Annotated in this window: 19 protein-coding genes; 2 read left to right on the plus strand and 17 right to left on the minus strand. The window is 42.3% G+C overall.

The genetic code is table 11. The features are described from left to right. Positions 1 to 255 precede the first annotated feature (255 nt). The 9 genes from csm6 to AB6E78_RS20300 all read right to left on the minus strand — a co-directional run bounded on the left by csm6 (position 256) and on the right by AB6E78_RS20300 (position 13,350). Positions 256 to 1,386, minus strand: coding sequence for a CRISPR-associated ring nuclease Csm6 (csm6, locus tag AB6E78_RS20260; protein WP_017071513.1), 1,131 nt, complete (start codon positions 1,384 to 1,386; stop codon positions 256 to 258). 200 nt (positions 1,387 to 1,586) lie between these two features. Further along, entirely contained in the window at positions 1,587 to 1,916 is a 330-nt protein-coding gene (locus AB6E78_RS20265) for a hypothetical protein (protein WP_136982980.1), read from the minus strand. Between the two features lie 396 nt (positions 1,917 to 2,312). Next, a complete protein-coding gene (locus AB6E78_RS20270) occupies positions 2,313 to 3,587 on the minus strand; it encodes a hypothetical protein (protein WP_017071517.1) in 1,275 nt (424 codons plus the stop codon). Then, positions 3,587 to 4,837, minus strand: a complete 1,251-nt coding sequence (locus AB6E78_RS20275; protein ID WP_102320124.1) for a hypothetical protein — start codon at positions 4,835 to 4,837, stop codon at positions 3,587 to 3,589. The genes AB6E78_RS20270 and AB6E78_RS20275 overlap by 1 nt, the downstream gene beginning before the upstream one ends. After that, on the minus strand, positions 4,830 to 7,907 hold the full coding sequence (locus AB6E78_RS20280) for a DEAD/DEAH box helicase (RefSeq protein ID WP_372134052.1): 3,078 nt from the start codon (positions 7,905 to 7,907) through the stop codon (positions 4,830 to 4,832). Before AB6E78_RS20280 ends, AB6E78_RS20275 begins: the two co-directional genes overlap by 8 nt. Before the next feature lie 5 nt (positions 7,908 to 7,912). Then, a complete protein-coding gene (locus AB6E78_RS20285) occupies positions 7,913 to 8,737 on the minus strand; it encodes a serine/threonine protein kinase (protein WP_372134053.1) in 825 nt (274 codons plus the stop codon). Next, positions 8,728 to 10,776, minus strand: coding sequence for a protein kinase family protein (locus AB6E78_RS20290; protein ID WP_372134054.1), 2,049 nt, complete (start codon positions 10,774 to 10,776; stop codon positions 8,728 to 8,730). The genes AB6E78_RS20285 and AB6E78_RS20290 overlap by 10 nt, the downstream gene beginning before the upstream one ends. A 25-nt stretch (positions 10,777 to 10,801) precedes the next feature. After that, the gene (locus AB6E78_RS20295) at positions 10,802 to 11,689 is read right to left on the minus strand and encodes a hypothetical protein (RefSeq protein WP_372112814.1); all 888 of its coding nucleotides are present in this window, start codon (positions 11,687 to 11,689) and stop codon (positions 10,802 to 10,804) included. Beyond that, positions 11,689 to 13,350: a DUF3696 domain-containing protein gene (locus tag AB6E78_RS20300; RefSeq protein ID WP_372112812.1), complete on the minus strand. Its 1,662-nt coding sequence runs from the start codon at positions 13,348 to 13,350 to the stop codon at positions 11,689 to 11,691. Before AB6E78_RS20300 ends, AB6E78_RS20295 begins: the two co-directional genes overlap by 1 nt. A 371-nt stretch (positions 13,351 to 13,721) precedes the next feature. Between AB6E78_RS20300 and AB6E78_RS20305 the strand changes: the two genes are divergently transcribed. Next, entirely contained in the window at positions 13,722 to 14,147 is a 426-nt protein-coding gene (locus AB6E78_RS20305; protein WP_372134055.1) for a hypothetical protein, read from the plus strand. A 122-nt stretch (positions 14,148 to 14,269) separates the two neighbouring features. Here AB6E78_RS20305 and AB6E78_RS20310 read toward each other — a convergent pair whose 3' ends face one another. From AB6E78_RS20310 to AB6E78_RS20345, 8 genes are all read right to left on the minus strand, one after another. Next, entirely contained in the window at positions 14,270 to 15,472 is a 1,203-nt protein-coding gene (locus AB6E78_RS20310) for a restriction endonuclease subunit S (protein ID WP_372134056.1), read from the minus strand. After that, positions 15,469 to 17,007, minus strand: coding sequence for an N-6 DNA methylase (locus AB6E78_RS20315; RefSeq protein WP_372134057.1), 1,539 nt, complete (start codon positions 17,005 to 17,007; stop codon positions 15,469 to 15,471). Before AB6E78_RS20315 ends, AB6E78_RS20310 begins: the two co-directional genes overlap by 4 nt. Before the next feature lie 135 nt (positions 17,008 to 17,142). Continuing rightward, positions 17,143 to 20,514, minus strand: coding sequence for a DEAD/DEAH box helicase family protein (locus AB6E78_RS20320; RefSeq protein ID WP_372134058.1), 3,372 nt, complete (start codon positions 20,512 to 20,514; stop codon positions 17,143 to 17,145). Positions 20,515 to 20,811: 297 nt separating this feature from the next. Next, a complete protein-coding gene (locus AB6E78_RS20325; RefSeq protein ID WP_017072272.1) occupies positions 20,812 to 21,036 on the minus strand; it encodes a hypothetical protein in 225 nt (74 codons plus the stop codon). 12 nt (positions 21,037 to 21,048) lie between these two features. Next, on the minus strand, positions 21,049 to 21,723 hold the full coding sequence (locus tag AB6E78_RS20330; RefSeq protein WP_017072273.1) for an HNH endonuclease: 675 nt from the start codon (positions 21,721 to 21,723) through the stop codon (positions 21,049 to 21,051). A 46-nt stretch (positions 21,724 to 21,769) separates the two neighbouring features. Continuing rightward, positions 21,770 to 23,512: a metallophosphoesterase gene (locus tag AB6E78_RS20335; RefSeq protein ID WP_372134059.1), complete on the minus strand. Its 1,743-nt coding sequence runs from the start codon at positions 23,510 to 23,512 to the stop codon at positions 21,770 to 21,772. Positions 23,513 to 23,790: 278 nt separating this feature from the next. Further along, a complete protein-coding gene (locus AB6E78_RS20340) occupies positions 23,791 to 24,924 on the minus strand; it encodes a PcfJ domain-containing protein (RefSeq protein ID WP_372134060.1) in 1,134 nt (377 codons plus the stop codon). Positions 24,925 to 24,974: 50 nt separating this feature from the next. Then, positions 24,975 to 25,946, minus strand: coding sequence for a hypothetical protein (locus AB6E78_RS20345; RefSeq protein WP_372134061.1), 972 nt, complete (start codon positions 25,944 to 25,946; stop codon positions 24,975 to 24,977). A 311-nt stretch (positions 25,947 to 26,257) separates the two neighbouring features. Here AB6E78_RS20345 and tnpA point away from each other — a divergent pair. Then, positions 26,258 to 26,357: IS66 family insertion sequence element accessory protein TnpA (gene tnpA / locus AB6E78_RS20350; protein WP_408063625.1), on the plus strand; the 100-nt coding region annotated here is incomplete at its 3' end.

The following is a 26,357-nucleotide window of genomic DNA, read 5'->3' on the forward strand; positions in this document are numbered from 1 at the left end:
CTTCTTGAAGATAAAAGCGGCTTTCCCCGGAAAGCCGCGATGAACCTTTTTTGTTTGTTCATGAAGAACGAATTTGGTGCCGCTACTGGACTCGACTATCCAATATATCAAATTGATTAGTATGGGAATTATAAAAATAGAATTTAAAAATGTTACTTCTGGTGTTACTTAAGTTTAGAACTGACCTTATTGAACCTTGTTACAGTCCAATGCCAGCTCAAATTAGCTTCAAACTATTGCGATTTAGGTTTAGGTTCAGACAACCAGCCCATCTACCTCAATAGTAATACCACTATTGACACTATAACTCGCACCGGCTTTGGCACCATCAGAGTGCACTTTGATTTTTTCCACGATATCTGGAACTAAACGCCCTTCTAACGTTTTATGGAATGCACTTAATGACTGACGTACAAAGTCTTTCGTCAATTTAGGTGTCAATTCAAAATCATTCTGACGCCACTGCCCCTCATCTTCTAAACCCATGCTTTTGTACAAACGCACGTCGGCTTTCATTGAGTCTAATACTTCTAAATATTCACGTGTTTGGTCAACGTCTTCTTCAAATATTCGCCCCAACGTTTCCGTCCTCATGGCTTTTTTGACGAAGAATAAGTAAATAGCTAGCGCTTTAGCTGTAAGTTTTACAGGTACACCAGCCACATCTAATGTCTTATCCTTGGTCGAAATTTTTACTTTAATTTCCGAGCTATGAGCGCTATTCAAAGCTGATACAGTTTTTGAAAACGAATGGCTTTGCATTTGGTTGTAAATTGACTCATCAACCTGACGACGCATTCTTACAAACGGGATTTCAGCCAGGGTGACATTAGCGTCCTTGGTGTTTACGACCTTTTTTTTATCTCTCCCGACGATGTACTTGTCGTAAGGAGTTGGGTAATAAAATTCACTCACAAACTCAAAATCATCGTCTACGAACACATGACTCAGCACATCTTGCTCACGGCCATACAAAGACATTGCGTAGCCCATGTAAAAAGCCATTGTCTTTCGTCCGCCAGCAATTGAAGCATGAATCGCAACATCGTCATTACGAGTCAGCTCCTCTACTTTCTGTGTAATAAAGTCAGCCATGACGACTTGGTCTGCTTCGGCCTTTGCATCATCTAACACATTGCCTTCTTCATCAGAGATCAACCAAATATTGTCAGAACTAAACTTAATGTCTGGAAGTTGATAATCTTGTATTAACTTGTTCCAATGACCATCTTGAAATAACCCTTCTTCTAGCGTTAGCTTAGAGTTAGCGGTAGTAATCACAAATACTTCATCAGGCATTGTTTTACCTTGATGATTCAATGCAAACAACGTTTCAGTTAGGACTTGAGGACTTGCGCCTGTTACGGCTACCAAAATATTTTTCAAAATAGGCTCACTAAGTTATTTGGTCTTGTATGAAAAAGAAGGACTTAATAGTTCTGCTATCGTCTAGATACCATAAAATTCGTCACCATCTGTTTGGTCTGTTTCCTGATTGATAATCTTTCCACAGCCTAAACACTCTGGAGTTAAGTCAGTTGGCATCATGATTATCAAACCACAATGTGGGCATATATCACCTTGTGTTAGCATTCACTTAGTTCCCCAAACGCTACAATGTAGCTACCGCCCCAGCCAGTATTGTGCTCTATACAAACACCATTGCGAACTTTCAGCATGCTACAAAGCTGCTCTACCGTAAGTTCAACATCAGAAATATCAAAACCAACAGCTTGAGATAATTCATTGTTGATATAAACAAACTCACCAGCTTCTAAACAAAAACCGAATAGAAACGTCGGATCTTCCTCAAGCTTATCCCAACTCTGCACGCCCTCTCCTGCAATTTGAACTCCAGAAAACGGGGCGAACAGCGGTGTCTCATCACCTTGAATTTTTACCAATTGTATCGTCATATGCGCTAAACCCTTGTTTGTTCGAACGCTATGATAAAAGTTAGATAATTCAGATTGGTATTCTTAAGCTTATGAATGCTCAAAATGAGAAACTCCCTGCGTGTTTGAGCTGAGAGTTTATAGAAAGAGTCATATTTGGGTAAAGTAGCTAAGAAGTTTACTTGCAAAACCTATAGATAAAAGACACTAATCGCACCCTTAGCCACAGTGATACTTTTGTCATATACAAACCAAAAAAGAACAAACTCATTAACAAAACATCCACCAATTGGTTACCAGTTAGCCGTACTAAGCTAATATTTAGTACAGCTATTAAGGCCGAATCAAGAGACACAACCAATACAATGCCGATAATAAGTTCAATTACAAAATTACTGCTCGATTCTGGTTCTCTCATCAATCTTTACTTTTCAAATAACGTTTAAGTGGCGGCCACACCATTACAATCGCGGTAACTAGAGTGATACTTCCAGATATAGCCCAAAAGGTTAGATTCATTTGTTCTTTTGTTAATGCCATAATTGTGGCTATAGAGCTGGCGGGGACGAGCAAAGCAGCCACAAGTGATACTAACAACAAAACCGTGTTGGATGATTCGTCTTTCTCTTGCTTCCATAACGCATGGTTATGCTCCAGCTCGACGAATGCTTTTTGTTCTATTAACTCTAAATCTGCTTGGCAGCACAGATATTGATACAATCTCTCTGCAAAAGGGTAAGTAGAGACATGAGACATTTTATACGATCGTCTAAATAGGGATATCCGTTCGTAAAGCCTCGCTCTTTGTTTGTTCGGGCTTAAAATCATCTCATCTTTAAAACGACCGAGCGTTGTTCGTTGGCAAATTACCGCGGCTAACAAATCAAGATAGTACTGGTTCGTCGCTAAGTTCCAGTTTAGTGATGATTCTCCTGGGGTTTGATCTACAAAAACAAGACGATTCAGATTAAATTGACAGCGCCAATCAGACCAGTAGTGAAATTGGTTCTCGATAAGCCTCTGTTTTTCGTTTTCAGAGAGCTTATACCTAGGGTTAGAAAAATTGATTCCTGCGCTAAGCTCACTCACACAAATAGTGTCAGATTGGTCAAAATCACTTACTTGCTTAATCCAAGAACAACTAACAAGCTCATGACCAAAAGCATCTTCTTCATAGTGGCTGTTATTGCTTAGAGGAAGGCTTAGTAAGTCACTAATGTGTTGCTTTAATCCTTTCTTTTGTTGTTCTGAATCCTCCCATAGACAAACATTATGCCTTTCCGTTCTCGGCTCCCATTGAAAAACAGTTCTATTGAGCTCAGCAATACTAGTTGCACTTAGGTTATCGCTAGATTCAAAATGCAAATAAAGCAGACTCACCTCGCCCATTTGGAGAAGCTGTAGCTTGGTAATACAGACCGAAAATTCGTGATTAAACGATTGTTGATTAGGTACCAAAGATAACAACGGGCTATCACTCAATTTAGCTTCAAACACGTAGCGACCTTGTTTCATTGGCCTTAACAAATCGGCACTAGATCGAGTATAGAAGCGTCTTATATCTTTGATCTCATGATCTTGTAAATCTTCGCTCCAATGTTTCCAATTTCCTGAGTTCACAAGTTCTAAAAATGATTTCTTTGAGATAAAGAGCGGTAAAAATCCCCACCCCTGCCATTTATACTCAGCCATTAAGCTTCAACCGCCTCTGTCTTGGGTAAATTATTACTGATCCTAGCTATAGAATAGCGCTCAGCAAGTACACGTACATGCTCTATCTCTTCCACCGATAGTGTATTTTCAATGTAAGCACTTAGCTTTGAATAAGGTCTTTCGTCTCGAGGAATTCTCATATACGAATCACATAAATCAGTGTACTCCCTTAGGCTAGATGCATCCTTTTGTAACTCTTCCTCAAGCAGACAGTAACGAATGGTCAAGCCAGATATACTTGATAGCCTACCCCAAGCTTTCAAGCCTATAGGCTTAGCAGGTAAAGCTTGAGTCCCACACATAAGGATGGCTTTCTGCCCTGACTCTAACCCTTTTGACAACCAATCGAGATTTGCTCGCGTAATATTGACAACTGGGAGACCGAACTCATCAAGTGTGACTTCTCCATCTCCAAAAGAGACCTTTTGCCTTTGATGAAACTCGTTTAAGTTACCTATGATATTTTCGTCATTTAATGCTGTAACTGTCGCCAATATTCCCTCTAAATCATATTCAACGCAGGTTTCTCCAAATGCCACAATCGCTCTTTGAGGCTTATTTTTGCCGACCAAAAAGACCCGTGTTTGAAGATAACCAGATGAGTACCCAATAATCTCGTCAAAGGATAATGCTTCGTCGGTAATACCAAGTGCTCTTTTCGAACTGACCTTTGATAAGTCTAATCCTTTAAGGTTAACTAATTGAGACTCTTCTAAGATATGGTTCGAGCTAATCGTACGTGTAAAGTCGCTAGAGCGAAGCTTATCTACCTCGGTGTAAGGTAACTTATACGCATCTTTCGGCAGCAGTTGTTCTGAAACAGCACAATAGCGATAGGCTCGCTGCACGGTGCGAATTGGGACACCGTGTTCAAGCGTCTCTTCCCCCAACGCTGTTAATTTAAACCTTCCATCAATAAAAGTAACAAAGGAACGGCCTGCCATTTCACTCAAGTGCTTTGTGACAAGTTTTTCTGCTAAACCAGTCAAAGTTACGATAGATTGAACAGAACTGACACCTTGCTCTATCAACTTGAAGATCATTAAATCTATATCACTTAACTCCTCTCTACTTCGCTCTTTTACCAATATTTTCACATTTAGAATAGGTAACAGACTATCTCGAACATAAAAGAGCGTTTCATCAGATCCGATCTGAGAATTTAGTACTTCAGCGTAACTCTTCAAGACATTGAAGTAAGGATTACTATTTGTTTTCTTTTTAGCCATTTTCACTTACCAACATTGTTTTAGAGCTAGGATTGTGTGTCGTTCTATATTTGTTTTGAACGCTTGGGCGCTTAACGACCTTTTCGTTTGGCAGAAAACGGCTCGCTTGGATTAGCGCCCCTTTCTCATAACACTGACTCTTCAGCAGCACCATCGCTCTCTTGAATTCCACATCATGAGCACTATCTCGGTCTGCACCTTTAGTCAATGTTTGAGAATCACCGATCATTACAAGCTGCTTCTTAGCTCGTGTTTGAGCAACATTAAGTCGGCGCCAATCCGCAAGGAATCCAACCTTACCTTGTCGATTCGAACGCGTGAATGTGAATATGATCAAATCTCGTTCTTGCCCCTGGAAACTATCTACAGAAGCAACCAGTTCATTTAGTGGCATCTTGAGTTCCAGTAGCTCACCACGCTTTTGTTCTCTGCGTATTGCGTTCTGGATAGCTTTCACGTGATTTGCGTAGGGTACAATAACCCCTATCTCTCGGTTCTCAGCAAGTTCTGGCATCTCCTGAATTGAAGACTTAAGAAGCTCAATAACTAGATTTGTCTCACAAACGTTATCTTGCACCACCGCTCTGCCTTCTTCCGATGTCGACTTTTCACCTTTATTTTCTAACCAAGTCGTGTCTATCCAAATCATCGGCTGTGGGCAATATGACAGTAGCGGCTTTTTCTTATCCATACCGACACCAGCAAAATAGTTGCCCTCATAAAAAGCTTCCGAGACAAAATCACTAATAATGGAAGGACAGCGGAATTGTGTATCCAGCATGATTTTTCGGTCGTCCGGAGCGGCATTCCATAGGTGCTCAAACCAACTCAGTCGATAAAGGTCTTTGTAGTCACCGAAGTCTTTAGCTTCAACTTCTTCCAGTACTTCATCACTGACGACAGGCGGTAACTGCTTATGATCCCCTACTAATATCGCTTTATTGGCTCGGGACAAAGGGACAATCAAGTTGTGTAGTTGTATCTGACCAGACTCATCTACGATCACAACATCAAAGTCGAGTTCTCTAAATAGGGCTTTGGTATTGATACCAATACAAGTAGCACCAACCACGTTTACGTTTTCGATTAAGATTTTATACAGCGCCTGTTGACGCTCGGTTTTCAATTTATTGAACCACTGCGTGAGGTTGCTATGAATACCCGAAACTTTACGCAATAGTTCATCCAATTGAACCAGTTCTAATTTCGTTACTCTTTCCTCAGACTGCCCTGGCAGAACTACCTCATCAACTAGGGAAGTGACCTTTCTAAAGTAACCATCAATCTGTTGATTACAGCTTTCAATAAGCTGTTGAGCTTCCTCTATAGACTTCTCTGTATTGGCAATAGAGGCTATAGTCGTTGTTCGTGATTCGCTAAGTTTTCCGGACTTTATATGAGAGCTTTCTATACGGCTATTGACTAGATTGGTCTTTTTAGTATTTATCCATCGAGAAACAGACTTAAAAATCGGCCACTCTTTTTGCTCAATTTCTTTTAATTGAGCATTTAATCGACGAATAACATTGTCGTGAGAAAGAATATGCGATTCTATTTCAGCCAACTCTACGTGTAAGCTTTTCTGCCTATTAAGATGATGGATGTGATCACTTTGAGCTTTATCTGCATTATCCATTTTCGCGATAATTTCATTTCTACTCGCAAGCAGTTCATGGATATAAGTGAGTTGAGACTCTAGGTTTTTCAGTGTCTCATCGGCTGAACTAAACATACGCGCTTGCAATTCAGCGGCTTTATTATCGAGTGTAATGTCCTCCAAGCAAGAGCTGATTTTATTTTCGTTGCCTATACGTAAACACTCAAAATCGTCTTCTTCAGCCAAACGTTCTAGAACATTGTCGACCGCTTTATTGTTTTGCGATGTCACAAGAACACGTTTACCCTGCGCCGCGAAGTACTTCACCCACTGAAGAATAACCGTGGTTTTACCTGTGCCCGGAGGCCCTAGAACCAAAGTGTAATCATTACTACCCGCACCACTATCAATCGCTTTGACTTGCGACTGTGTCGGTGGAAATTTACTTGGAGGTAATGGAACGTTAACTGGGGTAAGAGGCTCATGTTGATACACTTTAGCGGCTAAAGGTAACAACCATGGGTTTTTGGATGACTCTGACTCTAAAGAATCTACAACAGAATTTCTTACCTTCTTTAACGTCGGTAGAGCCGCAATAGCCAAAAGCGCTTGATCTGGTATTTGTGAATTTAACGCTTGTTTCTCGATGCTAACGTGAATGATAGGTTCATTCTCTACAGGGGTGAGATCCGCCACCTCTAATAATATATCTGTTGGCTCTCGCATTTCGTCGAGCATTTCGAGCAGCGTTGGTTGTACTTCAAGTAAGCGGGAATAATCAAATTCATCTAACGTAATTTCATAGTGAAGACGGTAGGTTGTTCGCTCACTTCGAGCGCTGATAGAGGTCGCATTGAAAGGCATACATTGCTGAGCCGCAATTCTTTCGAGTTCATATTCAGAATCAATGAAACAGCGCAACACATCGATCATCTCTTGCTCTTCGTAGCAAAGCGCCTCCTCTTCTGCTTGTTCTGGTTCTAGCTCCTCGCCCTCCACATTCCATGGAGAATTGATTGCATCGAGTAACTCGGTTGCGTACAAGCCATACTTAAACCTAATATCACGAGCTTCCAATCCATTTCCAAATTCGCGGCCAGTCAGAAACTCAATACCATCGAATTCAAGCAAAGTCCCGTGCTCCAGCATACGCTGACGGTCTTGGTTGTTGGCATAATAAATGCGACTTATCCAAAGCCTAGGTTTTTCTTCACTCTTGGCAACATTAATTGTGATTTTATATTTACCAATAAGTAAGGTAACGATGACGGTATCTTTCGGCTTAAATGAAGAAGCCCAAGCTTTATTAGTTAACTTTAGTTGGCTTATAACCGCCTCTTGCCCTTCACCATTGTCAGGCCAGTTTTTGTCCAAGTAATTGTTTTCTAAACGATACAATAGAGGAAGAACGGAATTATATTTAGCTGATTTATCTTCCGGCCAAAAAGGCACAGTTTGATTGTATGCAGACATTACGATTACCCCTTGCTATTGAGTTGCTTAGATGCCTCTTGTAAGGCTTTGACGATAGTAAATACTTGTTTACTACGCTGACTACAGTCGAACGTTAGCCCCTGTTGTAATGCATCACGGAGCTTTGATGGTATAGAGGTAGGCAAGTGAATGTTCATCTCATCCCAATCCGAATTATCAAAATTTGGCTGAAGTACCAATGGTTGGCCCGTCAATAAATAGTGAATAAGTTGGCAGAACGAAAAAATGTCCGACGACTGTGTGAGGCTCACGTGTCTCACAAATTCTTGCTCCGGGGAGCGATAATGTGCTGTCCCTTCCTCAAGGTAACGCTTTTGGTTGGATAAACCAAAATCAATAAAACTGACTCCGGCGACATTCTGATTTTTGTCACTGTGCACAATGATATTTTCTGGTTTCAGGTCTCGATGGGTAACACGATAACGATGAAGTTCAACCAACTTCCAACCAATTTTCTCTGCCAAGCGCAGGCGTTGTGCAAACTCTCTACGATTATTTGGTGCCGTCGTTACAAACTCATTAAGAGGCTTACCTTCAACCCAGTCCATGAGAAGATAATGCTTCTTTCCCTCTTGCCAATATTGATGGCACTTAGCTGCAACACCAAACGGCAAACGGTTCAGAGCAACAATCTCATTTTTAATGGCTTTACTAGCTTTAAGATCCTCGACCTCAATCTCTTTTAACCCGTAATACAAGCCAAGCTGAGGCAATTTGACGCGATAAAAAGCACGTTTCGTCGCTTCACACTGATAGATTACCTTTTCCTTGGGGTATTGTTTGGCATAGCCATTTGTTGTCATTTCCATGTCTTTAAGACCTCTATCACTTGCTCAATTGTTGGACGGTATTTAGGTGTAACGTGAAGTATTCTCTGCCAAAACTCAGCATATTGTCCTGATAGCTCTAACTTTTGGCACAGCTGTTTCCAATACGCTGGGCGGCGCCCCTTACTCACTAATTCTTTTGTCGATTGCTCAAACGGCAGTTCCCCACTTAACGAATAAAACACGACTAATCCCAGACTAAAAATATCGGAAGAAAACGTTAAAGACTGACCAGGTTCATTTACTTCCGGCGCTTGGTACTTCTGCTCGAACGTTCTTCTAGCATTTAGGGGCAGTGTCGCAACCATTTCTTGCTGACATAACTCGAAATTTATCAACATTGGCTCGCTTCGTTCGGTGACACGAATATTTGATAAGTTAATGGCTCGATGAATAATCTCGGGGTCACCCACGCTCTGAATCTGTTGGATGGTTTCTGCTAATTCGATCAGTAGGTTGAGTTTTTCTTCTCTTGTAGGGTTCGCACTAAGCCATTGTTCAAGTGTTACAGCAGGAGCTTTTTCAACGAACACATAAAACTTGTCTTCAAGTAATTCCTTATCTTGATAGCGTTGAACCCCATCCACTCGGCTTAAGCGCTTAAGCACTAGAGCTTCTCGGCCCAAGCTCTTGAGCTCGGTTTGGCGATGTACAGCACTTAAGTGATCTAAATTAAAGCACTTCGCCCAAACCTGTTCGTTAAATAGAACGGCGTTGTAAACGGTAAAGTAATCTGTTGATTCCGACTCAACCGCTTCCAGCTCTACTTCATAATCTCCAACGGTGATGGCACCTTGATACTGTTCAACAGGAGATGCCGTCAGTTCCTGAACGAGCTGATTTATTTCCGATTCAAACAAACGCCGTTTTGGTTTTTTACCGAATCGAGAGCGGCAGAACTTAACGAGTAGCGAAGACACCTGCTCGGTTTGCGCAACGATGACTTCACCCATCTCCATAAAAGGAGCCGAAACCGTTTGGCCATCATAAATACACTCAACATTGGCGTTACGATTCGTAAACAGTACTAAGCCAGTATTTTTTAATTCTGGCAGCAACGCTTTTAACTCAGGTAGATCACCAAACCTTCTTAAGGCTTCTCTGAGCTTAGTGACCGGATTCGAGAGGTAAGTGCGACCCATATCATTATCGACCAACAAGCTGTTTCGTTTGTTCGTGCACATATCAACTGCGATACTGCCGTGATGATCTTTCAATTCAAGCGGAATCACACCAAACGGATAAATAAGCAGTCCATCAAACAAACGGGATGAGTTTTCACTCAAGATCGGCGGGCAAGAGACAATTCTAAAACCTTCGAAAAGCGGTTGTGTGAAAAGTTGTGTTGCTAATTCAGCTAAGCCTCGGCGTTCATGTAAACGCTCTTCTTGTGCCCCAACAAACGGATTGTATGGCCAGTCATTTTCTACAAAAGAGTGCGAGTTCGACATCGGAAAGATAAGTGCAGACCAGTCTTGGTCAACAACCGCCGGAAGCAGTTTTTTTTGCAGTTGGCCACTGGTTAGAGCATCAGAGGTTAAATTAAGCTCACACATCATTTGGCTGCTTAAACCGTCACTGGTTAAAATGAACTTCGAAATCCCATCATTATCAAGGTTCATGTGATGAACGATAGGCGTGACCTCACTACCAACAACAGAAATAGGTTGTGATTCAAAGCCGCGAGATTCGGCTCTTTTAACCCCCTTCTCAACTCGATAAAGCCGAATATTTCCTACCCAAGACAATTCAAACTCTTCTGCCTTCTGAGTGATGATGCCAAATGTAGATTGAACCCCATTGTTGAAAAAGAGTTGATGCAGATCTTCTATCACTTGTTCCGCGACAAACAGCTCATTAGTTTGATTCACGGTTAACCAACTACTTAGCAGGTCTATCCCCCTAGCAACGTCGCAACCCGATACCAGGTCTGCGATAAGTGCCTGACGCCCTGATTGATGGATCCAAGTAAAATCGCCAATATTGTCTTTACCGGATACATCCTTAAACTGTAATTCCATAATATTTATCTAAGCCATTGTTTTATTATTCACCCAAACGCGTGCACATTTCTGGATGCTTGTTTTGATACTCGTCGATACACGCTTTGGTTTCTCTATATTCTTCTAAACCGCACAAACTGATGCTTAATCGATCCGACTGCAGGCCTTTTTCAGGTGCTGTTGAAAAGCCTTGCCCCGCTTTTATGGCCGCTTTATCACTGAGCAGATATCTATCGTGTATAAACCCATGTGGTACACGGATATAATTCACCAACGGTAAATCAACCATTGAAGCTTGATACTCGCGTTCAAAAACACCTGATAAATTACTGCAATCCATTGTGGTCACGATACTCACGGTGCGAACACCTGAGGATGTGGCCCTACGCAAAATAGCTTTGAGCAATGCATTACCTGGGAGTTTAAAATAGGGATCCGCAATGATTAGATCTTTTCCCACATTCAGTAGTGGAACAGTCACCTCTAAGAGATTGTGCTCGGTTTTATCGATCCAAAGTGTTGGAGGAATCGACCAACTCGTGTCTCCATCAATGATCTGCTCATAATTGATATGTTCTGCGCCCGCTTGCTCTGACACAACGGCGTTGAATGCTCTTAGTGAGTGTTGTGATGTCATCCAATTGAGCCAATTCTCATACCCACTCTGCAGTGTTGAATCTGCTCGATCTTTTGGTAACACAATGAAAGGATTCGCTTTATCTCGCTGCAACTTATTAAGAAAATTAGTCACTGACTTTTTCTTAGTTGGCGCAATATCGGAAGCCTTAACACTTTGATACGCCTCCCTGACCCACTCTTTAGTTGGGGCTATCAAATACCGACCATTTTCAAAACCAAAGGCACTTTTAAGCAACGCATAATAGTGATACTCCGACATACAGTGAGGGTCGAGTGCTATCTCCTTGTACATTAGAAAAGCTCCTCATCTCTTTCATCAAAGAAACCACTCGGCCAACCTGTTTCTAAATCACCATCATCGGTAAGCAGTGTTTTATGTGCCACAACTCCTGCATCAGAAGACTCTAGGTAGACAATAGAGAGATCCGCTTTGCTAACTGGCGTAAAGCCACTTGGCAACGCTTGATCTGTCGTTTCTCTGATACGGCGAAGTAAGCGCAGGATCAGATGCTCACTGTGAGTTTCAATGAGGTAGTGGTTTTTACTGTCTGTTTGAGTTAACAAATCACCCAATGAAACTTGTGCTTTGGGATGTAAATGCAATTCAGGTTGCTCACAACAAATCAGGCCACGCTTGTTCGATTCTGCTGCAACCACCAAGGGGAAAACTTGTGAAATACCGGCACCAACGTCACTCGCTGACACCTCAATATCATTTGAAAGGTCCCACAAGGTAACCACGTCGTGTTGATACTCTCGTGAAGAAAAATACTTATGGTTGACACCTTCGCTCGACGCTTCATCCAGTTGTCTACGTGTGAAATCACTAAACTTATCGCCATCACTGATATAGTCGATCCGCCCTTGCTCAGACTTTTCAACCAAGGCATAACCAAGATCAAGCCAATCACGGCCTGCCATCCAGCGGTTAACTCGATGAACCACCTCCATATCGGCATTGAAAATGGTGTCCCAACTCGCCTTACCCGAGTACCAATCCTTTTGAATCACCTTATCTTCAGCATCGAAAGTAGAATCAGGAATTTGTCTTAGCGGCCCAATAGCAACACTGTCTGAAAGAACATCGTTTAGGTTGGCGAGCGATGCGACAATCACATCACTAAAAATCTCCTCGATTCTGCGAGTAATCAAGTCATGTTCGGACTCTAAGCTCGTTTCTAACCTTTTATCTAGCCTTGGTAGTGCACCTGATCGAGATTGAAAGTGAAATGGAGCGTGAACAAACCTTCGTTGACTATTCGGTAACAATACATCTATCGGGGTAGAGGTTGCTGCTTCTAAAACATGGTGATGAAATTCACCGCAGGAGCCATCTTCCCGATAAGCCATTTCTGTGTCATCTTCGTCATCCGTTTTAAATAAAGGATGAAGATAGTTAACTCGGCTCACTTCAGCGTTGTCGTTCGGCTTGGTGTTCTTCACTTCCAGAATGAACTCGTTGTCTAACCACACAGATTGGCGGTAGACAAACGCTGTTTTTTCAGCGTGAGACCACTTGATTTCAAACTCAATCGCGATCTCGTCGGCCCATTCACTAGGGCTACTCATATTGAGTAAAGGTTCAGATACAGACTCACCTAACTGAGCCGCTTTTTGATGTAAACCCTCAATAAACCAAGTGCTATCATCGAAGCTGTGTCCTGCTTGATTTTTTGGTTTCTGGTACTCAACCTTGATTACCATGGTTTTAGAGAGATCTTTACCGTTAATAAGATTCTTAAAGCCGCCAACGTATTTATTTCCGAGCGCTTCAATTCGCTGAGGGTCACATTGCCCCTTATTGATAACATGCTGTAAGTAAAACAGAGCCATAAGGACACTGCTCTTACCGACACTATTTGGGCCGAACAATAAGGTGACGGGTGCAAACTCGATAGTTTGTGTTTGCTGGAATGAGCGGAAGTTGGTTAGAGATAGCTTGGTGATATTCATGTTCAGCGGTAATCATTAACTTTGAGTGGTTATGCTGATACAAATCAGCGAGTTAACTCATACTATTATCATCAAATTGCATATATTTATAGAGTTGACATCACATATACAAATTAAAGATTGAGTCAATACTATTTAGTGAAGGATGGACTGCAAATCTCAACATTGATAACAACACAAAATGGTGGGGTTGCTATTGTTTAGGCATAACGATGATTTGAACACCTATTGTTCTAACATGCCGAGTGATGAGGCTCTATATGAAATATGTCTTAGCTATTCTTTTTCCTGCCATCGGCCTCATGATTGGTTCGCTGGCCATACCTTTCGGGATCTTCATCGGAGTCTTTAGCTACTTTTTCGTCTCTCACATGACTGAGACAAACGACTTTCCCCCTATGGCTTCAACTTCAGATTCAGCTTCAGATAGTGAACATTCAGACACCACGCCCGATAACGAACAGGATGATCTGTTTGAATCCGACACTATTGAAAGCACTCTGTTTTCAGAAGACACCACAACGTTCGATGACAATGCAATTAACCCTGCAAACGGGTTACCTATGATCGGTGGCATAGGAGGTGTGGATGTGGAAGGCAATCCATTCGGCATAGATTCATCAGATAGCTTTGATAGTACTAGCCTCTTTGACGACTCGATCAGTTCACTGAGTGACGATAGCATGAACAACAGTTTGTTCGACGACAGTACAAACAGTTGTTTCGATGACACTAGCCTATTTGACGATGACAGTTTTGGCTGCAGCAGTTCAAGTTTTGATGACCCGTTTTCGTAACTGAGCCTGTTAGTCATTTAAGGGTTTGAGCGGGATTGGCAATAGAGGGTGGCCATTGTTGTTGATAGCAATGCTGAAGAACCTCAGCATTGCTAATTTGAATAAGTATCTTAGGTTTGGGTTTACAATTCGCCAGAGAAGGCTTTTTGGGATAACGATTCAAATAACTCATTTAATTCTGAGTTGACTTGTTTGTCCAAATTAGAGTTGATCCATTTAAGAACTTCAATGAACTTATCCTGAAGTTCTATCGGTGGGTATGGAAACTCTAATTTATCTAAGATCCCAGTGTTCATATGTGTGAATGAACCATCCGGACCTGTTTTAAGGCGACCTACACGACCTTTACAGTATGTCATAAGTGACACAAAATATTCAGGACGTAAACGGTTGGAAAAGCGAACTCGGATTAAGTTGGTACTAATCAGTGAATCCTCAAACTTCGTCCGTACAACTCCCATTTTCCCTACAGTTCCAGCGCGAGAAATGATCACGTCTCCATCTTCCACGCCATAAGAAGATATTTGCTCATATTTTTCAGGTGTAATCCATAAGCGCGGGGAATCAAAGAAAATACCACTCAATGATATATTATCCATGTTCCAAACAGGGACCCCTGTCTCCACAAACTCTTCTTTTTTTAATGCACTACCAAAAGGACCACATTTTGTTCCTGTTTTCTCATCCATGTAAAACTCTTTGAGAACGGACATTCGAAACCCTTTCGGATTAGTCACCGGATCACCAAACATATCCAAAAAGACGCTGCGTAGGAACTCATCGGCTAGGTCAATGGCTTGCTTGCGCTTTTGGCGGATGGCATCAGCTTTATCTAAAATGGCTGCAATGCGTTTTTGTTCTACTAGCGGTGGGAGCGGGATTCTAAACTCTTTTAAATCGGTTGCGGACAAGTTCGGTTGCGCAGCACCATTTTCAAAATTATCTATTTCACGTCTACAAAGGTTACTAGCAAAATAGTGTTTTAAGTAACCCGTGAACACTTTTTCAGAAGGCCGGACAATAACTAATGATGATGCAATAGCCCCTGTCATTTGCTCTGTAATTAGCGCAAATTTACCAATAGAGCCACGAAGACAAAATAGAATGTCTCCTTGAGCTACTTTGCCGCTACTTAATGAATCGTACTTTGCTTCAGTAATGTAATTAAGGCTACAAGAGTCAATACTATGTTCTTGGCTTAGACTGCCTGCATTTATGAAAGCTACACCCTCGTCGACAAACGAGCCTTTAGCAGGGTAGTTCTTCCCTCGGTCACCATTGATAAATTGAGCTATTTCTCCCAATGAGACAAAGTTTTGACTCATAACATCCCCTCCAACTCATTCAAGTCAGCCAGAATCTCATTCTCAAGCGCTTTCAGCTTAGCAAGAATCACCTTAGGGTCCTCATACACTTCTTCCTCATACACCACTTCTTTGTAGCGGTTGATAGAAAGGTCATACTTTTGCGCTTTAATGTCTTCAGCTGAAACCATAAAGGCTTTCTGCGTTTTATCACCAAACTCTTCTTTCAATGTGGCTGTATCATTCGCTTCGTATAGCTCGCTATAACGCTTCCATTTCGCGAGAGCTTCTGGAATATCATTATCTTTGATTGGGTTACGCTTATCATCTAGTGAATAGCCGTCTGCCTGCATGTCATAAAACATAACATTGTCGGTGCTGCCGCCTTTGGTGAAGATAAGAATTCCAGTAGATACCCCAGCATACGGCTTAAATACACCGCTAGGTAGTGAGATCATTGCCTCTAATTGGTTGTTTTCAATCAGTTTTTGACGTAAGTCTTTGTGTGCCTTTGAACTGCCAAACAAGACGCCATCAGGCACGATGGTTGCGCTGCGGCCGCCTAGCTTAAGCATGCGCAGGATTAACGCCACAAATAGCAGCTCGGTTTTCTTGGTTTTCACCATTGAAAGCACTTGCGGATTTACCGACTGCTCATCTAGGCTACCCTTAAACGGTGGGTTAGCTAGAATTTTGTCGAAGAAATTCTCTTCTTGCGCTTTGCCTGCAAAGTTCTTATTCAAGCTGTCTTGGTAGGTGATATTGGCAGAGCTTACCCCGTGTAGCAGCATGTTCATTGCTGAAACGCGTAGCATTGTGGTGTCGAAGTCAAAACCCCAGAACATTTTATTATTAATGTGATCTTGGTATTCGTGCAACATGTCACCGGTGTAAACGTTATTGCCGTCTTCATCCTGGTAAATGCTTTCTGGGCTGGTGTGAGTGCGCGTTAGGTATTCCATTGCGCGAGAAAGGAAGCCCGCGGTTCCACACGCAGGGTCACAAATCACATCTGTTGGTTGCACATCCAGCATTTCAACCATCATGTCGATGATATGACGAGGTGTACGGAATTGTCCGTTAATGCCAGCAGAAGAGAGCTTACTCAGTAGATATTCGTAGATATCACCTTTAACGTCACTCTGCTCGAGCGGAAGCTTATCAACCATTTCAACAGCAGATAGCAGTACCGATTCACTGCGGATCTCCACATCAGCATCCGCCATAAACTGCGCAATGTCTGAACCGTTTAGCTCGATATCAGAAAAGTGAGGAAAAACGTTGTTACGCAGGTGAGGAAGCAGTTCTGCACCCGACATGTTTTTGAAGTTTTGCCAACGCAGTAACTGACCTTCAGGCGTTTCCGGAAACTGGCGATTAAACGGTTTACCTGTACGTTTAGCCTTTTTCTCTGCCGTGGTTTCTTGCATATCTAACATGCGAGAGAACATTAGGTAACTGATCTGTTCAATTACCACTAGCGGGTTGGTTACCCCACCTGTCCAAAACTTTTCCCACAGACCATCGATATCGTTACGTAATTGACCAGTTAGCATAATGCGCTCTTCTTTTAGTGGCTGTTAACTTTGCAAACAACAAAGTTAAGAGGTGTAGATTATGAGATTTTATAATGAATAAGGGAGTTCGTAACCTTACAAACTCCCTTTTCGGTGTTTTGAATGACCGTTTGGTTAATGTGGCATCAAAAATGGCTGCATTAACGCTTCAAGCTCGTCCGCTTTTGAATCGGTGAAGATATCTAAGCCTTCGCCATCGGTTAGGCGCTCAAACGGCCCCTCGTATAAATCTGCGACTTTGATACGCCCGTTCTGACAAATAAAGCGTTTCAATTGATTCAAAAACTGCACTTGCTTGTAGCTAAGTTGGTTATTTTGAATGAAATCGGTAAAGCGTTGATTGACCAGATCGGCGTCTAAGCCTACCAACTGAACCAACGTTTGGCTCAGTTCTTGTGACGTTCTGCCATAAAATGCGTTCAAGGCATTCGCATCAACACCGGGGTGCTGCGTTAAAATTGTTGAAGTCAGTGATTTTAGTTCATCTTCTGTCACTGCTTGGTTGTTATGAATCTTCTGTAATACAGGATTATCAGCGAGCATTTTATCGAGAATGTCTTTCAAACGCTTACGGTAAACCATGGCTTCCGTTTCATCACCGATAACCACCACACGGTCAGTTTCACGAACCTCGCCATCTTGTGCTGTGGTTGTTTGAATATTCTCATAGGGAGACAGTTCTTTCTTTTTGAACTTCATAACCCCACGCAGTTTAGTGCGTGTGTTTTCAAGCTGCTCTAGCGTAATATCTTGCCAGTATTTCTGGGTTTGCACTCTTGCGATTTCATCGCCTTGTTTGCGCACTTCTGTAATGGTCACTGCTAGGTTTTGTAAGCGAGAGATGTAATCCGCTTTTAGGTTCTCGATCTCGCTACTGCCAGATAGCTGCGCACTTTGAATTTGTGAGGTTAAGCGATCCAGCATTGAGGCATCTTTGTCTTTTAGTGTGCGATTTCCCATCAGAGGCGCGATTGTAGTTTCCAGTAAATGCCTAGTGGAACCATTCATTTGGAGTAACTGATCAGTTTCTTGGAGCTGTTTTACGTTTCTCAGCTCACGGCGAACGGCAATTGCGCCTTCGGGTAGGTCACAAATATCCGCTTTCATCTGCGCGCAAGCGAGCTCAAAGGCTTTAACGTCGGCACGCTTTTGAGCTTCATCGGCAAGTTGTAAGCGTGCTTCAAAGACGGTTTGCAGCAGTGAACGGCTAACGCCAGTGTCTGCTTCTACATACTCTTCTTCAAAATATTCAAAGTTGCCATAGTGGTCGAAAATCAAGAACTCTTCTTTGTCTTTATCGGGGCCAAACAGATCTGGACAAAGTCTTGTACCACGCCCAATCATCTGCCAGAACTTCACCCAAGATTTCACAGGGCGTGCAAACACAAGGTTGACCACTTCTGGAACATCGATACCGGTGTCCATCATGTCTACTGAAATAGCGATACGGAAATCGTTATCTGGCTTTTTAAACTCGTCAATTCGAGCTTCTGGTCGATCAACGGCATTGTGGATCACCTTACACACTTTACTGCCGTATTGTGGATACAGATCTTCACAGAAGAGTTTCTCAAGTTGTTCAGCATGCGCTTGGTTTTGCGCAAAGATGATGGTTTTCCCCACTAGCGACTTAGTGGCATCTTTAATGCCATTTTCCATCAAGTTCTCTAGGATGGCACTGTCGGTTTCGACACTGAAAATCTTCTTGCCAATGTCTTTGCCTTTAATGGTGGTATTTTGCGCCTCTTCTTCTCCGAGATCTTCTTCAAGCTGCGCTTGTTGTTCTGGAGTGAGTTTGCTGTAGTGGATACCATCACGTAAGAATTCGGTAGTGAACTCTTTTACTCTGAATGGATTTAGGAAACGTGGCTCATGCGAGATCGCTTCTGCTAGGTCGAAGTTAAAGGTTGGGTCGCCATTTTCACATCCAAACAAGTCATAAGTGTTACGCGCAATGAACTTGACTGGTGTTGCAGTTAAACCTACCTGCATTGCATCAAAGTAGTCGAAAATGTCACGATAGCGGTTATAGATACTACGGTGTGATTCATCGGCAATGATCAAATCAAAGAAGCCTACATCCAATTGTGAGAATCGGTTCATCATACCTGGGTAAGTCGAGACGAATACACGAGCTGACTGGTCGACTTGGTTTTTCTCCCCGATGACACAACGCGGTTCACTTGGTAAAAAGTCTTTAAACGCTCCATCGGCTTGACGGCGCAACTCTTTACGGTCACACAAGAATAGTACGCGCTTAACCCAGCGAGAACGAAGTAGCAACTCAACTAATGCAATGGATACACGAGTTTTACCCGTTCCTGTTGCTTGAACAATCAGTGCCTTACGGCGCTGATTTTGGAATTGGTTGGTCACCGATTTGATCGCCTCAATCTGATAAGGTCGACCTGCGATGTCTGCGCTAGGGTTGAGTTGTTCTAAATTTGGATCTTTATGTAAATGCTGGTATTGCAAAAACTTCAGGCTATCTTTGGAATAGAAGCCAAACACCTGACGATAGGTGTTGTATTGCTTGGTATCCCAAATACAAATCTCATAGCCATTGGTATAAAACACAATCGGCTCTGGACAGTTATGTTGCTTTGCTAGACCTTCAGCATAATAGCGAGCTTGCTCCCTGCCTTTTTGCATATGTTCACGCGAACGTTTCGCTTCGACAACGGCAAGTGGCGTACCGTCGTCGTCCCAAAGAACATAATCAACATACCCTACTCCGGAGTTTGTCGGTTGGTGTTCGACTTCAACTTCAATGCCTACTTTTTCTGGATCGTTAATATCCCAACCCGCCTGAGCCAGTAATGTATCAATTAACAACTGACGAGTTTTATTTTCATCCCATTGAAGGCTGTTCGCCGTTTGTTGACTACGCGATTTCGCCTGTGCTTTTGCTTGCTTGAGTTGTTCAGCCGTTAGCTCGACCTGAGTTTCTGCTGCTTGTCGCTTCTGGCGCTCGCGCTCTAATTCATCAAACAGCGCTTGTTGCTTCTGTTCGTTCTCTTCAATAACTTTATCAAGTTGCTTTTGCGTTAAAGAGTTTGAGGTAGGTGCCTCTGGGTATACAAGCTCTTTGAGCTCGGATACTTGAAAGCCGTAATAGTTAATCGCAAGGTATTGAGATAAAGAGTGAGCTGTACCCAGTGCCGCATAAGCTTTACGCGTCGAACCGTCACCACCATGTGCAGTGTCATTCCCTTCTACTCGCAAGAAATGAAGCTGATCTCGAAGGCGTGATTCAGTGACATCAATAAAAGCATCGTTCTTTAGCAGTTCCATAAAGCTTGCCTGCGGAAGCCTTGCTAAACCATCAATGGCATAAATCTCTTTGGTGACTTCTTCGGCAAAGCCACGCAATCGCGTAATCGCGCTGCCAGGGTCTAAATGTAGGATCTGCTCAGCGAGGTATCCTAAATTTGCCAGTTTTTCGTTATGTTCACGAATGAGTTCGAAGTTTAAAGAAGTCGCCATAAGCCATTGATACTCCAAATTTGAATTGCATACCTTATATCAAATAATTGCTCTTATTACGATGACCGTGTATGCAATTGAGTTATATATTTCCTCTGAAACAATGCATAACATTTTATGCAGCAAAAGTCGGAAATAGTGCCAGTTATTTGTAAGTCTTTACACGAGTGGGGATCACCACGACATCAAGGTTATGCTCTTAAATAGAGCAAAGCCTGATTGTTTGTACATGATAGATACCTTTCATTGACGAGAGGTATTCTAATTGAAGCGCGTAAATGATAGCGACTTATAAGCTTACATCTCATACCAATATAGCCATTCAACGAAGCTATTAAATGTCATCTCTTTGTGTCTAATAGAACCATCATCTAGCACTTTAATATTTTCTTCAATGCAGCCATTGCACTTCACAATGATAGTCTTGCCTCTTAGGGTCGCTTCATAGCTTTTCTTACCTGTAACGAGACATTCGTCATTGTTAAAATGTGCGATAATTCGTTGAACTATTTCATTTTCCATCATTTTACTCCCTTAATTCAGAATTGAGCGTAAGCCGTCAACACTCAGAGGATTTGTTCCTCGATGTAAAATTGAATGGCAGTTTGAACAGACTGGGATTAAGTCTTTAACTGGATCTACCTTGTAGCTTTTAGCGATGGTATTAAGGGGCTTGATATGATGAACTTCAATGAACCCCGACCCATGAGGTCCGTACTTTTTCGCAAAGTCGAAACTGCAAATCTGGCATCTTGTACCGTAATATTCGATACATGCTTTTCTTGCCTTTGGATCCCTTTCATATTTATTAACAGTGACTTGTTTAACAGCTCCTTCAACATACTCCTGTGGCTCTTGTGTATTGATTTCACCACTGATCGAAGAATCATCAGCTTGTTTAAGACCCCAATAAATTTTATCAACCTGATTCTGTGCGCTGACATCTGTTAACTTACCTAAACCTTCCGGTGTAATTTCTCGCACAATGATGTAGTAGCCTGAATCTGGGTTCCCCCCATTAGGGTTAAGACCAATCATTTCTACTGGTGTACCAGCGTACGTTTCAAATTTGTGCCCAATAGAAAAATTGTACTCAAACAGATCACCATCATTGTCTCTAACCACGTTGAGCGTTCGATTATTAACTTCGGTAAATGTGTAGGTTGGTTTCTGGCCATGTTTACTGGCTTTTCTTGTATATTTAGTCATTTAGAACTCATCGGTTTGGAGTAACTGTAAAAATATCGAATAATTATCAGAACAAACTATCAAAATCGCCTTCACTTTGTTGTGATAATAGCTCTGACCATTTTTCTACCAATTTGTACGCTGTTTTTGTGCAGTAATCTGCGCCATCTTCTCGCTCAACACCAATAACATGCTGCTCAGTTAACAGTAAATAAGCCGCGAGTTGCTGAAGATTGCCTGTTTGTGCCAACCGATTAACATCAGGCTCGTATTGCGAATACTCTTCCGCCAAATCTTCATCCACCTCATCAGGGGCATAAACCCCAATTGGGTCCCATTCGGTTAGCAGCACTTCACTCACTGTTTGAGAAAAGCCATTGTCAGCTTTTGCTGCCGGTAGCGTGGCTAACATCGCGTTTAGCAGTTGAGTAATACCGTTGCTAACCACCTCAGCACAGTTCAGTTCATTCGCATACGCAAAGCCATGCGATCCGATTAACTCGTTGGGTGACTCGTCCCAACCGGGCAGATAAGCGTGATAGCCCACCAATGGGTTCTCTTCCTTCGCGGCGTTATAATCAACGCACACGACACTCTCGCTCACAGGTTGCGGAAACGGTGTCAGGGGGAGTGTGTAGTGGCCGACGATGACAGGAAACAAAGGTGGCGTGTTGTAAGCCATTGCACCACACTCAACGGGCGTATCGGGAATGGATGTTTTTTGAGCAGCTGGAATCACCGCCAATTCTCGATAGCTATCTACTGCGTACTCGTCTTTCCACCAAGCAACACGAATGTCGTTACGCTCAATGCCATTCTTATCTGCAAAGCTAATGCCTTGTGGCAAATGTGCTTCTGGCCCTTTAAGCAGAGTTTCAATTAGACCAAACAGTTCGTGATTACGGTTAAAAGCCTCTTCCCAATGTTCTGATTTTAGTGAACGGTCTGGATTAAGGTACTGCTCTAAGCGTGCGATGCTCTCTTCGTGCCAGCAGGCATGAATAGCACGAATATCGCCACAATTAAGATACAAAGGCAGGGTCATAAACCACTCGACCCAATGTTGATGTAATGGCGAGTCTTCACCAACCTGCGCGAGAAAATGCGCGTGTTGTTTTTGATTGCCTGCTTTACTGCGATCGCGAAGGTGCTTTCCGTCAGCGCCCTTTAGGTACCAACCCACCGCATTAAACTCGTGGTTGCCTAGTAAGCAAAGCGCTTGTTTATTGTCGACTAAGTTTTTAACCGTATTCAGCGTCGCGATATGATCGGTTGCTGAATTTGGGCTGTTATCAACTAAATCCCCAATGAAGACAATGGTGGTATTAGAGTCATCACTCTGTTCTGGTAGCCCTTGGCTGTCGAGCAAAGTGGTTAATTTATCTTGCTGAGCATGAAGATCGCCAATAAAAAACACGCTTTCCAAATGATGCTGTTGCTTAAACTGTAACCCTTGCTCTAGCTGCAGACAGCGCTGCTCAAGCATTGGCCGCATCACCTCTTGCCAATAACGTATATCAAGTAGCCCACCCGACATACCACCTTGATTAAGAGACTCGATATAGATGTCATTGCTGTCGTTTGCTCGCCATCCGACTAGTACTGCTTCACTCGATGCAAGCCTTGCTTGCTCAAGTAGTGTCACAACGTAATCATCCACCCATTTAAGTAAGCCTACGGTGGTGTAGCGGTCGCTATTGGCGATTAACTCGACGGGTAAGATGGACCATAATGCGCTGTTACCACGCAGGCCGTATTGGTTTAATTCACTGAACAGAGTGGTAATATATTTGCTTTCAATTAAGGCCAAGGAGTGCTCCTACTGCTGACGCTGTTTATTGATGATTATCGAATGGTGAGTGGGTTATTGAATCGCCCGCTGGCTATTGGGCGATTTTATCCTCGCAATATTGCCAACTCGTGACTCCTCGCTATGTAGCGTTTATATCGGTACTGCTGCATAAGATTCATGAAGGTTCCTTGTCACGATTTATTGGACTGCTACGATATACGATATTACGTTTTGATTATGTGACCCGTTTACCTAAAATAAAATGTGTGGGATATTGGTAAGCTTACAAAAAACAATCAATTTATCTTGGCTTTTCTTGCTGATTCAAGCCAATCAAATATAACTTTACGGGTACTTTCGGTTGCTAGTTTATTTCGAGCGCCAGCAATTTGATCGATTTCAAAGGGAAATGATTTGCCGGGAAGAATACTAACCCCAATGGTCATTCGCTCAGGTTGAAAAAGTCTAAATACAGCATACCGACCTTGAGCAATACGGTTATGATAAACAGCGATACAATGGCGCATCTCAGCGCCTTCCTTGCATAGGTCATCATAATCTTGGATCTGCTCTATCTTGTCTGTCTTACAAAGGTAGAGCATATAGGGTATATTGGCGTCAATGGGCCTCATAGACTGTGTTCGAGCTAAGTTATGTCTTTGCACCCAATCATCATGCAACGCAACCAAAGCCTCATTGTTTTCAAGGCGAACAATGTTTTGCATTGGCTCTTGTACTCCCAACGCTTGACCAAGTCGCAATGAATCTTCGATGCATAACGTTAGTTTTAGTCGCGTTGTGTAGCCGATGTTCTCCAATGATTGACCTAGACGTGTACCTGTCAGAAATGGATGTGTATTGTCTAATGATAAGCTAGAGAAGTTGATTTTTTTGTAATGACTGAACCTCTTATAATGGCAAGTTCTGGCATCAAGGAGCTTCATCACGTGGAAGATTTCCCCCGCACGTTCATACGTCAAATCTAACTTATCGATAAATCTTAACGCAGACTTGGTGCCTGCAAGTCCAAGTTGCTCTAGGATCTTTCTTTGTCCCTGATTTGCTAGTCCTAGAGCCTGTTCATTATCAACAGGGTAATGCTCACAGAGCATCGCTAGAATAATCGGTCGGACATTTAGTATCTCTCTAGCGTTGACACTATTAGCTGCAAGCCAGAGCATTTGGTACTGGTGATCTGGAAAAATTTCACTCTGAGCTAACAACGGTTTAGGAATGGCAGATAACCACCCATCTCTGGTCGCCTCATTACAGATAAAATCTAGGCCAATACCAATACCTCCCTCAATCATATCTTGTCTACCATCTGGATAGTTGCGATAAGCCGTTAAGCGATCGCTCCAATGACAAATAACGATATCAAAGTTATATCCTATTGAACTAGTAGGTATAGTTGCTAAAGAAGTTTTCATATTATTCAAACACCAAACTGTTAAACGATAGCGGGTTAATTTTTTTCACCTTAAGCGGCCTCTAAACGAGAAATGATGGCTTCTAAAGGCAGGTCTTTTTCACGGATTAACTCAACAACGGCTTCAATATCTTGTTCGCGGTTCAAAGCTAACGCATAGTTTAAGTCATCAATGAGTGTTAGTGCCTGCGCTTTGGTCAGATTTCGTAGCAAACTCACTCGATTATCCGCTGACATTGTCATCAACTCTAAGGCGGAATCTTTGGTTTGTTTACCTGAATGAGCAATGTTCTGCTTTTTTGCTTCTTTAGAAGTGGTTAGGCTTTCTTCTTTCTCCCTCTCTCTCGACGGAGAATCTATGCTCACGACAGTCGTAGCTCGAAACTCTCGAACATCAGACTCGTTCATCACGGTTTCTGCAGGTAAAGGTTCAAGACTCTTCTGGTTACACTTGTTTTTATTAACGAGAAGTTCAGCGTAATAAGCCATTGTTGGCAGCATGAAATTTAAATGCTTTAGAATTGCTTGCTCAAGCTCTTTCATTTCATTTCGCTTTATGTAAACACCGTCTTTACGAGCCTGTAGTGCGAATGAGATAGAATGTTTTACCGCATCTAAGCGATTCGAGTTGATATCCTCTAACTCATGAGTCTCTAAAACACGAGTTTCTTCTTGAGACTTCAAAACAGGCAAGCGTGTGCGCAGCGATTTGATGCACCCCTGTATTAGCTTATCGTTAGATACCACTATCGGATTTGGTAATTGAGGAGTCGGTTTGCAATCATCCTCTTCAACTTTACTCGCTCTAATTTCACGCTTTACTTCAGCCATGAAATTATTAATGGATTTAAAATCAGATGGCGTCGACCCAGTAAAAATAGGCTTAGGCACACCATCAATAAGTACTTTTAAGTGATTTGTTTGGGTTCTTTCATAAGTGAAAGGCGTATCGGTACCAAGTTGGTCATTTAAGAACTTGATTACACGCTTTTGGTATTTGCTGTAGCTAGATAGTTTGCACATGATAGGCCTCTCAATTTAAGTCATTTCGTTGAGAAGCATAATATTAGAAAGGGACATACGAATAAGCTTCATAAGCTTGTGAAAACCGTTTTGGCTAAGAAGAACTCGTTACTTACGGATTTTATTCCGTGAGGCTAACTTATGATCGGCACAATTTAAACTGGACATTCTATTAAGCGAAAACAATCAAACCTAAAAAAATCGGCGTTCAATATTCCTATTATGATAAATGTAAGCGTGTCACGAACCCCGCATTCTAATTAACCAGCACGAAGAATAAGATCATCTCTCCAACCCAAAGGAGAGTTGAAATGGTAAAACGACGCACCAACCTAGAATGGCAAACACTGTTTGAACAATATGAAAGCAGCAGTGTTACCCAACGCGCTTTTTGTGAAGAGCATGGACTGA

Source organism: Vibrio sp. 10N.247.310.98 (genome assembly GCF_041467395.1).
Taxonomy (GTDB): domain Bacteria; phylum Pseudomonadota; class Gammaproteobacteria; order Enterobacterales; family Vibrionaceae; genus Vibrio; species Vibrio crassostreae_C.

Coding starts and splice junctions, on each gene's coding strand:
- AB6E78_RS20270 (WP_017071517.1), bottom strand. CDS start 3,587: ATGGCTGAGTATAAATGGCAGGGGTGGGGATTTTTACCGCTCTTTATC.
- AB6E78_RS20345 (WP_372134061.1), bottom strand. CDS start 25,946: ATGTGCAAACTATCTAGCTACAGCAAATACCAAAAGCGTGTAATCAAG.
- AB6E78_RS20300 (WP_372112812.1), bottom strand. CDS start 13,350: ATGAATATCACCAAGCTATCTCTAACCAACTTCCGCTCATTCCAGCAA.
- AB6E78_RS20280 (WP_372134052.1), bottom strand. CDS start 7,907: ATGTCTGCATACAATCAAACTGTGCCTTTTTGGCCGGAAGATAAATCA.
- AB6E78_RS20295 (WP_372112814.1), bottom strand. CDS start 11,689: ATGTACAAGGAGATAGCACTCGACCCTCACTGTATGTCGGAGTATCAC.
- AB6E78_RS20275 (WP_102320124.1), bottom strand. CDS start 4,837: ATGGCTAAAAAGAAAACAAATAGTAATCCTTACTTCAATGTCTTGAAG.
- AB6E78_RS20265 (WP_136982980.1), bottom strand. CDS start 1,916: ATGACGATACAATTGGTAAAAATTCAAGGTGATGAGACACCGCTGTTC.
- AB6E78_RS20325 (WP_017072272.1), bottom strand. CDS start 21,036: ATGGAAAATGAAATAGTTCAACGAATTATCGCACATTTTAACAATGAC.
- AB6E78_RS20290 (WP_372134054.1), bottom strand. CDS start 10,776: ATGGAATTACAGTTTAAGGATGTATCCGGTAAAGACAATATTGGCGAT.
- AB6E78_RS20330 (WP_017072273.1), bottom strand. CDS start 21,723: ATGACTAAATATACAAGAAAAGCCAGTAAACATGGCCAGAAACCAACC.
- AB6E78_RS20285 (WP_372134053.1), bottom strand. CDS start 8,737: ATGGAAATGACAACAAATGGCTATGCCAAACAATACCCCAAGGAAAAG.
- AB6E78_RS20315 (WP_372134057.1), bottom strand. CDS start 17,007: ATGCTAACTGGTCAATTACGTAACGATATCGATGGTCTGTGGGAAAAG.
- AB6E78_RS20340 (WP_372134060.1), bottom strand. CDS start 24,924: ATGAAAACTTCTTTAGCAACTATACCTACTAGTTCAATAGGATATAAC.
- AB6E78_RS20320 (WP_372134058.1), bottom strand. CDS start 20,514: ATGGCGACTTCTTTAAACTTCGAACTCATTCGTGAACATAACGAAAAA.
- AB6E78_RS20305 (WP_372134055.1), top strand. CDS start 13,722: ATGACTGAGACAAACGACTTTCCCCCTATGGCTTCAACTTCAGATTCA.
- AB6E78_RS20310 (WP_372134056.1), bottom strand. CDS start 15,472: ATGAGTCAAAACTTTGTCTCATTGGGAGAAATAGCTCAATTTATCAAT.